The organism is Streptomyces sp. NPDC046876 (assembly GCF_040645035.1).
In the GTDB taxonomy this organism is placed as follows: Bacteria; Actinomycetota; Actinomycetes; order Streptomycetales; family Streptomycetaceae; genus Streptomyces.
Genome location: NZ_JBEYXK010000044.1, coordinates 15225 through 29933 on the forward strand (window position 1 = coordinate 15225; position 14709 = coordinate 29933).

A 14709-nucleotide genomic window follows, 5' to 3' on the forward strand; every position below is an offset into this window, starting at 1 on the left:
CCTCCCCTCCCCGGCCGAAGGACCTCCGGTGAACCAGACGTACGCGCTGACCGCGGTCACCGTCGTCGTCTTGGCCACCGTGCTGGTCGGGGCGCTGGGGCTGCGGATATCGAGGACCACCTCCGACTTCTACGTCGCCTCGCGCACCGTGGGGCCCCGGCTGAACGCCGCCGCCATCAGCGGGGAGTACCTCTCGGCGGCCTCCTTCATCGGGGTGGCGGGGCTGGTGATGCTCCAGGGGCCCGAGATGCTGTGGTACCCGCTCGGCTACACCGCCGGGTACCTGGTGCTGCTGGCGCTGGTGGCGGCCCCGCTGCGGCGCTCGGGGGCGTACACGCTGCCCGACTTCGCCGAGGCCCGCCTGGAGTCGCAGGGCGTGCGCCGGATCGCGGTGCTGTTCGTGGTCGGGGTCGGCTGGCTGTACCTGCTGCCGCAGCTGCAGGGCGCGGGGCTGACCCTGGAGATCCTGACCGGGGCCCCGCACTGGGTGGGCGGGGTCGTCGTCGCCGTCGTGGTCACCGGGGCCGTCGCCGCCGGCGGGATGCGGAGCATCACCTTCGTCCAGGCCTTCCAGTACTGGCTGAAGCTGACCGCGCTGCTGGTGCCCGCCTTCTTCCTGCTGGCCGCGTGGGCCGGGGACGGTGCGCCGCGGGCCTCGTTCGACGCCCCGGCCGTCTTCCGGGAGCGCACCGCGGTCACCGTCGCCGAGGACGTACGGCTGACCCTGGACGGGCCGGTGCCGCTGACCGTGACCGGGCGGGTCGACGGGTCGGCGTACGCGTCGGCCCCGCTGCTGCTGGACACCGGGGAGCACCTGGTCCGGGCCGGGACCCGGCTGGAGTTCCTCGCGCAGACCCGGGTGCCGCAGTCCCGGCCCGCGGCCGGGCCGGGGCCGTCGCGCTGGTCGCAGCCGCCGGGCGGGGACACGCCGGGGTTCGCCCTGTACGCGACGTACGGGCTGATCGTCGCGACCTTCCTCGGGACCATGGGCCTGCCGCACGTCGCGGTGCGCTTCTACACCAGTCCCAACGGGCCGGCCGCCCGCCGCACCACGCTCGCGGTGCTCGCCCTGCTGGGCTGCTTCTACCTGCTGCCGCCGGTGTACGGGGTCCTCGGCCGGACCTACGTGCCCGAGCTCGCACTGACCGGGGACGCGGACGCGGCGGTGCTGGTCCTGCCGGAGCGGATGCTCGGCGGGGTGCTCGGGGAGCTGCTGGGGGCGCTGCTGGCCGGCGGTGCGTTCGCGGCGTTCCTGTCGACGGCCTCGGGGCTGACGATGGCGGTGGCCGGGGTGCTGCACCAGGACGTGCTGGCGCGGCGCGGGGTGCGCACGTTCCGCTTCGCGGCGGTGGTGGCGATGTTGGTGCCGCTGGGCGGGAGCATGGCGCTGGCCGAGGTTCCGGTGGCGGATGCGGTCGGGCTGGCGTTCGCGGTGTCGGCCTCGTCGTTCTGCCCGCTGCTGGTGCTGGGGATCTGGTGGCGCGGGCTGACCCCGCCGGGCGCCGTGGCCGGGCTGATCGCCGGTGGCGGGGCGGCGCTGGGCGCGGTGCTGGCGACGCGGGCGGGGCTGGCTCCGACGGGCTGGCCGCATGCGCTGCTGGCCTGGCCGGCGGCCTGGTCGGTGCCGCTGGGCTTCCTGACGATGGTGCTGGTGTCGCTGGCCACGCGCTCGCGGATCCCGGCCGGGACGGCGGCGACCCTGGCCCGGCTGCACCTGCCGGAAGCGCTGACCGGGGCGCTGCCTGGCGGCGGCGCATGACCGCGGCGGTGTTCGCGGCCTGGGCGGTGGCGGCTGCGGCGGTGCTGCTGGGGGCGGGCTGGGCGGGCGGCCGGTGGCACGCCCGGCGGGGCGAGCGGACCGCCGGGCTGGACCTCGGGACCCCGGTGGAGCGGGCCACGTTCCACACCCTGCACACCGCGTCGCTGGCCGCTCCCCCGCTGCGCGCCGGGCTGACGCAGGACGCGGCCCGCAAGGCGGCGCGGCGGCTGCGCTCGCTGCTGGGCACCGAGGCGCTGTGCCTGACGGACCGGGAAGCGGTGCTGGCGTGGGACGGCCCGGGCGCCGACCACCACGAGCGGCGGGCGATGGCCCGGGTCGCGGTCATGCTGGCCTCCGGGCGGAGCCAGAGCGTGCGGACGCAGTGCCCGCGGCCCGACTGCCCGCTGAAGTGGGCGGTGGTCGCCCCGCTCACCGGCGAGGACGGGGTGCTGGGGGCGCTGGTGGCGTACGGCTCGCGGGAGTCGGCCGTGCTGGTGCGGGCGGCGACCGAGGTGGCGCGGTGGGTGTCGGTGCAGTTGGAGCTGTCCGAGCTGGACCGGTCGCGGACCCGGCTGATGGAGGCGGAGATCAGGGCGCTGCGGGCGCAGATCTCCCCGCACTTCATCTTCAACTCGCTGGCCGCGATCGCCTCGTTCGTGCGGACGGATCCGGAGCGGGCGCGGGACCTGTTGCTGGAGTTCGCGGACTTCACCCGCTACTCCTTCCGGCGGCACGGTGAATTCACCACGCTCGCGGAGGAGTTGCGGTCCATCGAGCAGTACCTCGCGCTGGCCGGGGCGCGGTTCGGGGACCGGCTGAAGGTCACCTTGCAGGTGGCGCCGGAGGTGCTGCCGGTGGCGCTGCCGTTCCTGTGCCTGCAGCCGTTGGTGGAGAACGCGGTCAAGCACGGGGTGGAGGACTCCACCGGGGAGTGCCTGATCACGATTGCGGCGCGGGACGCGGGGGCGGAGGCCGTGATCACGATCGAGGACAACGGGGTCGGGATGGATCCCGCGCTGCTGCGGCGGATCCTGGCCGGGGAGCGGGCGGGGGCGTCCTCGGGCGTGGGGCTGCCGAATGTGGACGAGCGGATGCGGCAGGTGTACGGGGACGACTACGGGCTCGTCATGGAGACGGGAGTGGGGGCCGGGATGAAGATCACCGTCCGGGTGCCGAAGTATCGCGCGGGGGTGCATCCGTCGGTGCCGCCCCTCGGTCCGGCCGGGCCCGACCGCGCCGGGCCGCGGGGCCCCGCGTCCTGACCGGCGGGGCGGGCGCGCGCTGCCGCTGCGCGGAGCCGGTTTCCCCACCCCGCCCCTTCCCGAAACCGGTGCTCCGCCCCGGCCCCGCTCGCCTCAAACGCCGGCGGGGCTGAAAAACCCGGCCGCTTCGCGCCCGGCGCGCTCAAACGCCGCGCGGGCTGGAAAATCCAGCCCCGCCAGCGAAAATCCAGCCCCGCCGGCGTTGAGACGCGGGGGTTCGGGGGCGGAGCCCCGGTCTTTCAGCCTCGCCGGCGTTTGAGGCGCGGGGTCCGGGGCGGAGCCCCGATCCGTGAGCCCCGCCGGCGATTGAGGCGCGGGGTCCGGGGGCCGGGGCTCCGGGGAGCGGGGGCTAGCTCCAGCTGGCGTGCAGCGGCTTGCCCTCGGCGTAGCCCGCCGCGGACTGGACGCCGACGACGGCCCGGTCGGCGAACTCCTCGAGGGAGCCCGCGCCCGCGTACGTGCAGGAGGAGCGGACACCGGCGATGATCGAGTCGATCAGGTCCTCGACGCCGGGACGCTGCGGGTCCAGGAACATCCGCGAGGTGGAGATGCCCTCCTCGAACAGCGCCTTGCGGGCGCGGTCGTAGGCGGACTCCTCCGAGGTGCGGTTGCGCACGGCGCGGGCCGAGGCCATGCCGAAGGACTCCTTGTACAGGCGCCCGTCGGCGGCCTGCTGGAGGTCGCCCGGGGACTCGTACGTACCGGCGAACCAGGAGCCGATCATCACGTTGGACGCGCCGGCGGCCAGGGCCATCGCCACGTCGCGCGGGTGGCGGACACCACCGTCGGCCCACACGTGCTTGCCGTACTTCTTGGCCTCGGCGGCGCACTCGAGCACCGCGGAGAACTGCGGGCGGCCCACGCCGGTCATCATGCGGGTGGTGCACATGGCGCCCGGGCCCACACCGACCTTGATGATGTCGGCGCCGGCGTCGACCAGGTCCTTGACGCCCTCGGCGGCGACGATGTTGCCCGCGACGATCGGGACCTGCGGGTCCAGGGCGCGCACGGCCTTGATCGCGGTGATCATCGACTCCTGGTGGCCGTGGGCCGTGTCGATGACGAGCGTGTCCACGCCCGCGTCGAGGAGCTGCTTGGCCCGGCCCACGTAGTCGCCGTTGATGCCGATGGCGGCGGCGATGCGCAGGTTGCCCTTGGCGTCGGTGGCCGGCGTGTACAGGGTCGCGCGCAGGGCGCCCTTGCGGGTGAGGATGCCGACGAGCTTGCCGTCCTTGTCGACGGCCGGGGCCAGCTTGCGGTGGCCGGCGTCGAGCTGGTTGAAGGCCTCGCGGGGGTCGATGTCGGCGTCGATGAGCAGGAGCTCCTTCGACATGACCTCGGAGAGCTGGGTGAAGCGGTCCACGCCGGTCAGGTCGTGGTCGGTGACCACGCCGATCGGGCGACCGTCGGCGTCGACGACGACACCGGCGCCGTGGGCCCGCTTGGGCAGCAGGGAGAGCGCGTCGGCAACGGTCTGGGTGGGCGCCAGCGTGATCGGGGTGTCGAGCACGCGGTGGCGGGTCTTGACCCAGGAGATGACGTCGGTGACGACCTCGATCGGGATGTCCTGCGGGATGACCACGATGCCGCCGCGGCGGGCGACCGTCTCGGCCATCCGGCGTCCCGCGATGGCGGTCATGTTCGCCACGACGAGCGGAATGGTGGTGCCGGTGCCGTCGGGCGACGCGAGGTCGACGCCCTGGCGGGAACCGACCGCGGAACGGCTCGGCACCATGAATACATCGTCGTACGTCAGGTCGTACGGCGGCTTCTGGTCATTGAGGAAACGCACGTGCAGAACATCCCAGTCGAGTCGGAGGATCCCGTCATACCCAGGCAGGGCAGCCGAGGAAACGCACGTACTTCATTCTCCCATGACCTGGCATTAATGCCGCCCAGGCTGATCGTCCAGGACATTCCGGACCTGCTGGTGTCTTCCTACGGGACATTCCCCGCGAACGGCACGGCCGGGCGCAGGGCCGCGGGCCGGCGGTGGATCGGGGCGGTGCGGCCGGTCAGCGGGCGGGCCGAGGCGCCGTGGCGGACGGCGGTGAACTCGGCGGCGATGGACAGGGCCGTCTCCTCGGGGGTGGCGCCGCCCAGCTCCAGGCCGATCGGCGAGCGCAGCCGGGCCAGGGCGGCGGCGGGCACGCCCTCCTCGCGCAGCCGCCGCTCGCGGTCGGCGTGGGTGCGCCGGGAGCCCATGGCGCCCACGTAGCCCAGCGGCAGCCGCAGGGCCAGCGCGAGCAGCGGTACGTCGAACTTGGCGTCGTGGGTCAGGACGCAGACCGCGGTACGGGAGTCCAGCCGGCCGGCCTCGGCCTCCGCGGCCAGGTGGCGGTGGGGCCAGTCGACGAGGACCTCGTCGGCGTCGGGGAAGCGGGCGCGCGTGGCGAAGACGGGCCGGGCGTCGCACACGGTCACCCGGTGGCCGAGGAAGGCCCCGATCCGCGCCAGGGCGGCGGCGAAGTCGACGGCCCCGTAGACGATCAGCCGGGGCGGCTCGGCGGCCGACTCGACGAGCAGGGTCAGCGGCTGCCCGCACAGCCCGCCGGCGGTGCCGAGCTCGGCGGTGCCGGTGCGCCCGGCGAGCAGCAGCCCGCGCACCCGGTCGGCGGCGGCCCGGTCCAGGGCCGCGCCCCCGCCGAGGCAGCCCTCGTACGAGCCGTCGGCGTGGACGGCGAGGGCCCTGCCGAGCTGGGGCGCGGGCCCGCTGACCACGCGGGCGAGCGCGGCCCGGGCGCCGCCGGCGGCGGCCCGCAGGACGGAGCCGAGCACGGGCCGCACGGGGTCCTGGCCGCGGACCGGGGTGACCAGCACGTCCAGGACTCCGCCGCAGGTCAGGCCGACGGCGAAGGCGTCGTCGTCGCTGTAGCCGAAGCGGTGCAGGCCGCCCTCCCCGGAGGCGATGGCGTCGAGGCACAGCTCGTGCACGGCGGACTCGACGCAGCCGCCGGAGAGGGAGCCCAGCGCGGTGCCGTCGGCGGCGACGGCGAGGGAGGCGCCCGGGCCCCGCGGTGCGCTGCCGGTGACGGCGACCACGGTGGCCAGGGCGAATTCCCGGTGCGCGGCGCACCATGCGCGGAGCTCTTCGGCGATGTCCAGCATCAGCGGATGTACTCGCGTCTCGGGCTCTGGCCGGGGATCAGCGGCCGGGGCGGCAGGACCGGCGGCGGGCCGGTCCGCGCGGGTGCGGCGGCGGGCGCCGCGCCGGCGGGTGCTCCGGGGCCGGGGCGGGTGGGCAGGGCGGCGGCGCGGGCGGGGCCGTGGGAGGAGCGGGCCTGACCGGGGTGTCCGGCGGGCACGCGCCCGCGGGCGCCGAGCAGCATCGAGGCGTGGGCGACACTCGCGAGCGTGGCGTGGTGGTGCCAGCCACGGAAGGAGCGGCCCTCGAAATCACGGATGCCTACGGGTTCGCAGGTCTCGGTGAAATCGAGGGATACCCGGTCGGTGAGTTTGGCGAGCAGGAACAGCTGCGCCAGGGGGCGGTCGCCGATGTTGGTGATCCAGAACTCGGAGGGCAGCAGGGCGGCCTCGGTCCAGGCGCCGACGAGCAGCAGCGGGGTCGGCGGCAGCGGCACGGGCCGGTCCTCGCCGGTGGCGGCGAGGATGGCGGCCGAGGTGAGCAGGGTCACTGCGCCCTCGGCGCGGCCGTGGCGGGTCCATTCGACGACGCGGCGCTGGGAGCGCATGGAGTCGATGAGTTCGCGGGCGGGTGCGGTGTGGGGTCCGGGCCGCTGCCGGCCGGCGCCGCCGAAGGAGACGGGCAGGGACCCGTCGACCTTGAAGACGAACGGGATGTCCTGGAGGGTGAAGGACTCCACGCAGGCCGCCATGTCGGAGTTGGCGACCTCCATCACCACGGGCCGGCGCTGGAGCTGCCAGGTGGCGGCCATGCGCTGGACGGCGTGGACGGCATCCTGGGCGGGTGTGAGCGAGCGGGCGGTGTCGGGGATGCCGGCCCGGCGGCGGCGCAGCAGTTCGCCGGTCCAGGGCGCGGGCAGGGTGAGGGTCCATTCGACGGGGAAGCTGGCCTCGCTGGAGGCGAGCCAGATTCCGCTGGCCTGCTGGCAGTTGGCGGTGCGGCCGAGTTGGGGGACGAACTGCCGGCCGACGCCGACGGAGCGGTCGCCCGCCTTCTCTATGACCATGGGCTGGACCACCCAGGCCAGCGGGCGCTGGGCGGTGCGTTCGAGGTACTGGGCGAGCGAGCGCCGTACGGGGGTCCAGTCCCACGGCGACTTGCTGATGAACTGCTGGAGGCTCTGCTCGACGGAACTCGCCCCGGTTCCGGCGATGTTGCGGATTGTTTTCTTCCCGTTGGTGCGCACCAGGCCGTTGAGGTAAACGCGGGCCCAGTTTCGCTGGTCCCGCCTGGGTAAAGATTCGAAGAAAAGAGAGATCAGGACGTCGATCAATTCGGAGATTTCCTTGGCGGATTCCTCCGGCAGCACTACGCGAGCCATCTTCGGGCCTCCCCCGCGACCACTAGATCCAATACCCTACTTGACCGCGCAGAACGGCCGTAGGGCCCGGCGGCTACTTCCTGAGGTCGCTGGCAGAATCGAGCCGCTCTTCCTCTACCACGAGGGGGATCGGGATCTGGTTCGCCGCATAGTAGAGCGCAATCAGGAAGTGTGCGGCGAGAGTGAGCGGGGCGGAGAAGAGTGACAGGAGGACGGTCAGGGGGTAGGCGATCGCGCCGAGGCCGAAGCGCATCCGGGTGGCCCTGGCGCCCTCCTTGTCCACGCGCTCGTGGAACAGGTGGCCGACGCGGGTGACGTACCACCAGAAGGCCAGGAACGCCAAGGCGTAGGCGACGGTGACCGAACTGTAGAGCACCGCGGCCGAGTTGGCGGAGCGGCCGCCCTCGACGAGGTGTTCGGCGAGGACGGTGGTCGTGTACGGAATCACCGACACCATCATCAGCACCAGGAGATTCAGGAACAACAGCGGTCGGTCCACCCGCTTCAGGTGGCTGAAGATGGTGTGGTGGTTCACCCACATCACGCCGATGATGAGGAAACTCACCACATAGGCCGCATAGTGCGGCCACTGTTCCCGGACACCGTGCCAGAAGTCGGATCCGGTTTCCTCCGGAACCTTCAGCTCCAGGACGAGAATCGTGATGATGATGGCGAATACACCGTCACTGAATGCCTCGACCCGGCTGGTTTCGCGTTCCATGACCTCCCCTTTGCCTTTTCCTTGCGTGTGCGAGGAGGGCGCTGCCCCGCCCTCCCCGCACACGCTACCCAGATGAGCGCGGTCAGCCGCCGAAGCCGGCCGTCTGGCGCCAGATCCGGCCATCGCGGACCACCAGTGTCCCGAATGCGTGCTCCGGTTCTCCGTTCAGATTCATGATCGCCCGGTAGAAGATCGTGTCCTCGGTCTCGACGTACTCCTGGAGTTCGACGAGCGTGGGCTTCACCGAAAGGTAGCCGGTGAAGGTCTCGCGCACGGCGTCGATGCCGACGGAGGCCCCCTCGAAGCGCAGGAGCACGGCGTCGTCGGTGTAGTTCTTCATCACCGCCTCGATGTCCAGGGCGGCCAGCGCCTCCATCTGGCGCACGAAGACCGGGTGCAGCTTGGAGATGTCGTACTGGGGCATGTCGACTCCGTCTCAACTCGTGGCGGTGGGTTGCGAGGTGGGTTCAGCAGGCGGTTCGGCGCAGGCGGCGGCCGCGGTGAGCGGCAGCCGGACGACCATCCGGGTCTCCCCGGGGCGCGAGCGGGCCGTGATCGAGCCGTGGTGGCGCTGGGTCACGATGCGGTAGCTCAGGTGCAGGCCGAGGCCGGTGCCCTTGCCCACGTCCTTGGTGGTGTAGAAGGGTTCGAAGATCCGCGGGAGGGAGTCCTCGGGGATGCCGCGCCCGCTGTCGGCGACCTCCACCACCAGGCACGCGCCCTCGGCCCGCACCCGCAGGGTGAGGGTGCCGGCACCCTCCATGGCCTCGGCCGCGTTGTCGACCAGGTTGGTCCACACCTGGTTCAGCTCGCTCGGATAGCCCGTCAGTTCGGGCAGGCCCGGCTCGTACTCCCGCACGATGGTGATCCCGGAGAGCTTGGAACGCAGCACGACCAGGGTGTTCTCCAGCCCGTCGGGCACCGCGAAGCGCTGCTCGGGCGCCCGGTCGAGATTGGCGTAATCCCGGGTGGCGGCGACCAGTTGCGAGATCCTCGGGCCCGCCGCCCGCAGCTCCGCGGCCAGTGACCGGATCTCCAGCAGGGCCGCCAGGTGGTCCAGGGCGGCGGGCAGCGCCGGCTCGCCGATCCCCTCCACCCGCTCCACCAGCCAGCCCAGTTCCAGCCCGAGGTCCGCGATGCCCGCGCCGAGCAGCCCGGGGCGCTCGGTGCCGGCCTCCTCGGCCCAGTCGGCGACCTCCTCCTCGGCGTCCGCCTGGGCGAGCGGGTCGGTGGTCGCCGGCGGCGGCAGCTTGTCCAGCTCCTCGGCCAGCCGGTCCAGTACGGCGCGCTCCGCGCCCGACGCGGCCGCTCCCCAGGCGTGCGCGCTGCGGGTGAGCCGGTCCAGGGCGGGCGCGAGCTCCTGGGCGGCCCGGGCGACCGCCGCGGCGGGGTTGTTCAGCTCGTGCGCGAGGCCCGCGGCCAGGGTGCCGAGCGCCTCGACGGTGGCCCGCTTGCGGGCCTGGACCTCGGAGGACTTGATCCGCCAGGCCAGCACGGGGATCAGGACGGCCGCGACCCCGTTGCAGCGGGTCAGCATCTCGAAGAACACCGGCTTGGGGTAGGCCACGACGGTGGTCGCGGGCCCGCTCGCGGACGCGGTGGCCACGTACGCGCCGTCGGTGAGCAGCGGCAGCTCGCCGGTGAAGCGGTGGGCGGCCGACGGCTTGCCGTCGTGGTCCTCGGCGGCGGCGCTCTCCTCCTCGGTGGAGTGCCGGGTGAGCACCTCCTCGCGGCCGTCGACGACCTTGGTGACCACCAGCCCGCCCGAGAGCAGGACGTGGAATCCGGTGGCCTCCTCGCCGTCGCGGAAGAGGACCTCCCCGTCGGCGAGGACCCGCGGCTCGGAGACCGAGACCAGCCAGTCGAGCTGCTCCTCGGTGAGCCCGGCGAAGATCTCCAGCCCGCGCAGGCCCGCGCGCAGGTCCGCGCGCAGGCCCGCGCGCAGGCCCGCCCCGCGTTCCGTGCCGTCGTTCATGCCGTACTCCCTTCGGCCCGGATGCGGGCGGCCAGCCGCAGCGTGACGAGCAGGGCCAGCGCGCACACCCCGGCGACGGCGGCCATGAAGCCGACCGAGGTGCGCTGCAGCCCGTGGATGTTGGTCAGCAGTCCGGCGAGGACCGCGGGGACGCTCATCGCGAGGTACGCGAAGACGTACACGGCGGCGGTCAGCTCGCCGCGGTGCTCCGGCTCGGCGAGCGTGCTCAGCGCCCGGAAGGCGCCCAGGAACGCCGCGCCCCAGCCGCTGCCCAGGACCGCCGTGCCCGCCAGGAACACGGCGGCCGAGCGCAGGCCCAGCGCGAGCAGGACCAGCGCGAGCCCGGCCAGCAGCCCGCACAGGCCTAGGACGGCGGTGCGCAGGGCCTCGGTGGAGCCGAGCAGCAGCTGGGCGGCGGTGGCGGCGCCGGCGAGCAGGGCCACGGTGGCCCCGCCGAGGAGGTAGTTGCTGCTGTGCAGCAGTGACAGGGCCAGGTGCGGCCCCAGCGAGAGGTAGAAGCCGCCGACCGACCAGACGGCGACGATGGTGAGCACGAGGACGGCGAACCGGCCGCGCACGGCGGCCGGCACCCTGATCCGGCGGACGGCGAGCTTGCGTCCGCGCCGGGCGTCACGCGGGTCGACGGGCGCGCTCTCCCGCATCCGGACCACCCCGGCCAGGGTGACCGCGAAGGCGGCGGTGAGCAGCAGGTAGCTGAGCACGGTCGGGGCGGGCGCGTACTGGACCAGCAGCCCGGCGCCGATCCCGCCCAGCCCGATCCCCACCGTCGGGCCCGCGCTGTTGACCTGGGCGCCGAGCGCGGGCCGCGAGGGCGGGCTGAGCTCGAGCAGGGCCGCCCCCATCGCCCCGGTGGCCAGGCCGACGGCGAGGCCCTGCACGGCGCGGGCGGCGAGCAGCAGCCCGAGCCCGTCGGCCGCCGCGAACAGGCCCATGGAGACGATCGCCAGGACCAGGCCGGCGCCCAGCACGGGGCGCCGGCCCAGGGTGTCCGAGAGGGACCCGAACAGCAGCAGCCCGAGCAGCACGGTGACCGCGTACAGGGCGAAGACCACCGTGATCATGCCGGAGGACAGGCCCCATCTCTCCTGGTAGAGGACGTAGAGGGCGGAGGGCACGGAAGAGGAGAGCATCAGCAGGACGAGGACGGCGCCCACCACCCAGAAGCCGGAGCCTCCGGGGCCGGCCCCGGCCCCGTTCCGGGTGGCCGGGTGCGGTGGCGCCACCCCTGTGGTCGTCCTGGACAAGTCGGCCACTGCATCAACTCCCCTGGTGGGCGGTCAGGCGAGGGCCTGGTCTGCCCTCTGCAGCGCGCGGGCGGCGAGCACCCCCGCGAGGTGGCCGAGGTACTCGGCCGAGGTGCCGCGCCCGGGGACGAACAGCTCCCTGGGCTCGGCTCGGAAGGCCGCGAGCACGGCCTCGGTCGTGTACGGGCCCCCGCGCAGCCGGTCTTCGACCCCGCGCAGCCGCACCGGGCGGGTGGTGGCCCCGGTGACCGCGATGCGCGGTCCGTCGTGGGTGATCCGTACGGCGGTGGCGCACACCGGGTAGCGGGTCGCCCGGTCGGCGGTCTTCTCGAAGGCGGCGGCCCGCCCCGCGGCGGGTACCAGCAGTGCGGTGACCACGGCCCCGGCCGGCACCCCGGAGTCCGCGAACTCCTCGGCGGGCACGGTCCACCGCCCGCCGGGTCCGGCCAGTTCGACCTCGGCGTCGGCGGCGATGGCCGCGACCGGCAGGTCGGTGGCGCGCCCTCCGGCGGCGAGGTTCCCGCCGGCGGTGCCGAGGTTGCGGACCTGGGGGTCCCCGTTGGCCCGGGCGGCGGCCGCCACTTCCGGGGCCTCGGCGAGGGCGGCGGGGTGGGCGGCCAGCTCGGCGAGCGTGGTCAGCGCACCGATCCGGATCCGGCCGGCCGCGCGCTCGATGCCGCGGAGCTCTTCGAGGTGGCGTACGTCGACGAGCAGCCGGGCGGTGTCCTGTCCGGTGCTCAGCGCGGGCAGCAGGCTCTGGCCGCCGGCCAGCACCCGGGCTCCCCGGGTGCCGCGGAGCAGGGCCAGGGCCTCGCCGAGAGCAACGGGCCGGACGTAGTCGAACTCGGTGAGGATCACTGGGCTTCCCCTCTCAGGCGGCGCCAGACCTTCTCGGGGGTGAGCGGCATGTCGATGTGCCGGACGCCGAGGTCGGACAGGGCGTCGACGACCGCGTTGACGACGGCCGCGGCGGGCGGCACGGTGGCGATCTCGCCGGCGCCCTTCGCGCCCAGCGGGTTGTGCGGGGAGGGCGTGACGGTCTTGCCCAGCGTGAAGAACGGCACGTCCGCGGCGCGCGGCAGGGCGTACTTGGTCAGGTCGGAACTGATGAGCACACCCTGTTCGTCGTACTCGGCGGCCTCCATCAGCGCCTGGCCCAGGCCGTGCGTGATGCTGCCCTCGATCTGCCCGAGGACGATCTTCGGGTTGCCTATGTTGCCGGCGTCGTCGACGGCGGTGTACGCCACGACCGCGGTCTCGCCGGTGAGTTCGTCGACCTCGACGACCGCCACGTGCGTGCCGAAGGGGTAGTTGAAGTCCGGCGGGTCGAAGTGGGTGGTCTCGTCGAGGGCGGGCTCGATCTCGTGCGGCAGCCCCCAGCCGTACCACATGGCCATCGCCAGCTCGGAGAAGGTCTTGGCGTTCTCCTCGTTGCCCTCCTCGTAGACCTTGCCGCCCGCGTAGACGACCTTCTCCTCGGGGACGCCGAGGAAGACCGCCCCGGCCCTGACCAGCTTGGCCTTGATCTTCCGGGCGGTGAGGGCGACGGCGGGCGCGGCCATGCTGTAGGAGCGCGAGCCGTACGTGCCCTGCCCGTACGGGGCCTTGAGCGTGTCCCCCTCGTACACCTGGACCAGGGCCGGGTCGATTTCGAGCTCGTCGGCTGCGACCTGCGCGAAGACCGTGTGGTGGCTCTGGCCGGTGGAGGCCGAGCCGACGGTGACGGTGACCTCGCCGGTGGGGTGGACGCGGATGTTCGCGCTCTCCCAGGTGCCGCCGAGCATGCCCTCCTTGGACATCCGGGTGGAGGGGCCGACCCCGCAGATGGCCACGTAGGTGGCGATGCCCACGCCCAGCCGCTTGCCGCGCGTGCGGGCCTCGGCCTTGCGGGCGGGCATGTCGGCGTAGCCCGACAGCTCCATCGCCTTGTCGAAGTTGGCCTGGTAGTCGCCGGAGTCGTACGTCCAGCCGAGGCCGTTGTCGTAGGGGAACTTCTCCTTCGGCACCAGGTTCTTGCGCCGGACGGCGGCCGGGTCCATGCCGATCTCGGAGGCGTACCGGTCGACGAGCCGCTCCATCAGGAAGGCAGCCTCGGCGCGTCCGCTGCCGCGCTGGGCGCCGAGCGGGACGGTGTTGGTGAACGCGGCGTACACCTCGCAGAAGGAGGCCTGGATGTCGTACATGCCGCTGATGGAGCGGCCCATCAGGGCAGTGGCTACACCGGGGCCGATGGTGGAGGGGTACGCGCCGAGGTTGGCGTAGCTGGTGGCCCACAGGCCGGTGATGCGGCCGTCGCGGGTGCCGGCGAGCACCACGTGCTGGCGGTGGTCGCGCCCCTGGACGGTGGAGTTCATCAGGCCGGTGCGGGTGTCCACCCATTTCACGGGCCGTCCGAGCGCCTTGGAGAGGAGCAGGACCAGCGCCATGTCGGGGTACAGGTACCCCTTGGTGCCGAAGCTGCCGCCGACGGTCGGGGCGATCACCCGGAGCTTGTTGAAGGGGATGCCGAGGACCAGCGCGGAGAGCAGGAAGCGGTGGTTGTGCGGGCCCTGGGTGGAGGCGTACAGCGTGTACTCGCCGGTGGCCGCGTTGTAGTCGCCGACCGCGCCGCGCGGCTCGATGGGGCTGTTGATCGTGCGCTGGTTGACGAGGTCCAGTTCCACCGTGACCTCGGCCTCGGCGATGGCCGCTTCGGCGCGGTCCTTGTCACCGCAGGTCCAGTACGCGTTCAGGTTGCCGGGGACGGCCTCGTGCAGCTGGGGCGCGCCCTCGGCGAGTGCCGCGTCGGCCCGGGTGACCACGGGCAGCGGTTCGTACTCCACGGCGATGGCGGCGAGCGCGGCGGCGGCCTGGCGCGGGGTCTCGGCGACGACCACGGCGATCGGGTCGCCGACGTGCCGGACGGTGTCGCCGGTCAGGACCGGGCGGGCGCCGGGAAGTCCGTAGGGGTGGGGCGGGAAGTGGCTCTCGACCCCGCCGGGGATCCAGATGCAGGGCAGCGGCATGACGTCGGTGAAGTCTGCCGCGGTGGCCACCTTCAGCACCCCGGGCATCTGCTCGGCGGCCTTGGTCTCGATGGAGAGGATCTTCGCGTGGGCCATCGGGCTGCCGAGGATCGCCATGTGGGCGGTGCCGGGCAGGTCGATGTCGGCCACGTACTTCGCCTCGCCGCGCAACAGCTGCGGGTCCTCGCGGCTGTCCAGCGGCCGGCCGAGTACGCCCGATCCCTGCAGGGGTGCCTCCCCCGTCACTGCGGTCATC

The 14709-nt window shown here is 73.5% G+C and carries 11 protein-coding genes; 2 read left to right on the plus strand and 9 right to left on the minus strand.

Annotated features, from left to right (window positions below; all coding sequences use genetic code 11):
- Positions 1 to 28: 28 nt before the first annotated feature.
- Entirely contained in the window at positions 29 to 1759 is a 1731-nt protein-coding gene (locus ABZ924_RS22440; RefSeq protein ID WP_361912472.1) for a cation acetate symporter, read from the plus strand.
- Positions 1756 to 3021 carry a histidine kinase gene (locus ABZ924_RS22445; protein ID WP_361912475.1) on the plus strand — a complete coding sequence of 422 codons (1266 nt, stop codon included), beginning with the start codon at positions 1756 to 1758 and terminating at the stop codon, positions 3019 to 3021. The genes ABZ924_RS22440 and ABZ924_RS22445 overlap by 4 nt, the downstream gene beginning before the upstream one ends.
- Before the next feature lie 349 nt (positions 3022 to 3370).
- Here the strand turns inward: ABZ924_RS22445 and ABZ924_RS22450 are convergent, their stop codons facing one another.
- The 9 genes from ABZ924_RS22450 to ABZ924_RS22490 form a co-directional block, all read right to left on the minus strand.
- Positions 3371 to 4813 carry a GuaB1 family IMP dehydrogenase-related protein gene (locus ABZ924_RS22450; protein WP_361912478.1) on the minus strand — a complete coding sequence of 481 codons (1443 nt, stop codon included), beginning with the start codon at positions 4811 to 4813 and terminating at the stop codon, positions 3371 to 3373.
- Positions 4814 to 4959: 146 nt separating this feature from the next.
- Positions 4960 to 6129: an XdhC family protein gene (locus ABZ924_RS22455; RefSeq protein ID WP_361912481.1), complete on the minus strand. Its 1170-nt coding sequence runs from the start codon at positions 6127 to 6129 to the stop codon at positions 4960 to 4962.
- A complete protein-coding gene (locus ABZ924_RS22460; RefSeq protein ID WP_361912484.1) occupies positions 6129 to 7487 on the minus strand; it encodes a transposase in 1359 nt (452 codons plus the stop codon). The genes ABZ924_RS22455 and ABZ924_RS22460 overlap by 1 nt, the downstream gene beginning before the upstream one ends.
- A gap of 73 nt (positions 7488 to 7560) precedes the next feature.
- Complete coding sequence (locus ABZ924_RS22465) at positions 7561 to 8208, minus strand: TMEM175 family protein (RefSeq protein ID WP_361912486.1); 648 nt, start codon at positions 8206 to 8208, stop codon at positions 7561 to 7563.
- Between the two features lie 82 nt (positions 8209 to 8290).
- On the minus strand, positions 8291 to 8632 hold the full coding sequence (locus ABZ924_RS22470; protein ID WP_361912489.1) for a nuclear transport factor 2 family protein: 342 nt from the start codon (positions 8630 to 8632) through the stop codon (positions 8291 to 8293).
- 12 nt (positions 8633 to 8644) lie between these two features.
- Positions 8645 to 10183, minus strand: coding sequence for an ATP-binding protein (locus tag ABZ924_RS22475; RefSeq protein WP_361912492.1), 1539 nt, complete (start codon positions 10181 to 10183; stop codon positions 8645 to 8647).
- A complete protein-coding gene (locus ABZ924_RS22480; protein WP_361912495.1) occupies positions 10180 to 11427 on the minus strand; it encodes an MFS transporter in 1248 nt (415 codons plus the stop codon). The genes ABZ924_RS22475 and ABZ924_RS22480 overlap by 4 nt, the downstream gene beginning before the upstream one ends.
- A 54-nt stretch (positions 11428 to 11481) precedes the next feature.
- Complete coding sequence (locus ABZ924_RS22485; RefSeq protein ID WP_361912498.1) at positions 11482 to 12306, minus strand: FAD binding domain-containing protein; 825 nt, start codon at positions 12304 to 12306, stop codon at positions 11482 to 11484.
- Positions 12303 to 14708, minus strand: coding sequence for a xanthine dehydrogenase family protein molybdopterin-binding subunit (locus ABZ924_RS22490; protein WP_361912501.1), 2406 nt, complete (start codon positions 14706 to 14708; stop codon positions 12303 to 12305). Before ABZ924_RS22490 ends, ABZ924_RS22485 begins: the two co-directional genes overlap by 4 nt.
- Between the last annotated feature and the right edge of the window lies 1 nt (position 14709).

Coding starts and splice junctions, on each gene's coding strand:
- ABZ924_RS22445 (WP_361912475.1), top strand. CDS start 1,756: ATGACCGCGGCGGTGTTCGCGGCCTGGGCGGTGGCGGCTGCGGCGGTG.
- ABZ924_RS22455 (WP_361912481.1), bottom strand. CDS start 6,129: ATGCTGGACATCGCCGAAGAGCTCCGCGCATGGTGCGCCGCGCACCGG.
- ABZ924_RS22460 (WP_361912484.1), bottom strand. CDS start 7,487: ATGGCTCGCGTAGTGCTGCCGGAGGAATCCGCCAAGGAAATCTCCGAA.
- ABZ924_RS22465 (WP_361912486.1), bottom strand. CDS start 8,208: ATGGAACGCGAAACCAGCCGGGTCGAGGCATTCAGTGACGGTGTATTC.
- ABZ924_RS22470 (WP_361912489.1), bottom strand. CDS start 8,632: ATGCCCCAGTACGACATCTCCAAGCTGCACCCGGTCTTCGTGCGCCAG.
- ABZ924_RS22475 (WP_361912492.1), bottom strand. CDS start 10,183: ATGAACGACGGCACGGAACGCGGGGCGGGCCTGCGCGCGGGCCTGCGC.
- ABZ924_RS22490 (WP_361912501.1), bottom strand. CDS start 14,708: ATGACCGCAGTGACGGGGGAGGCACCCCTGCAGGGATCGGGCGTACTC.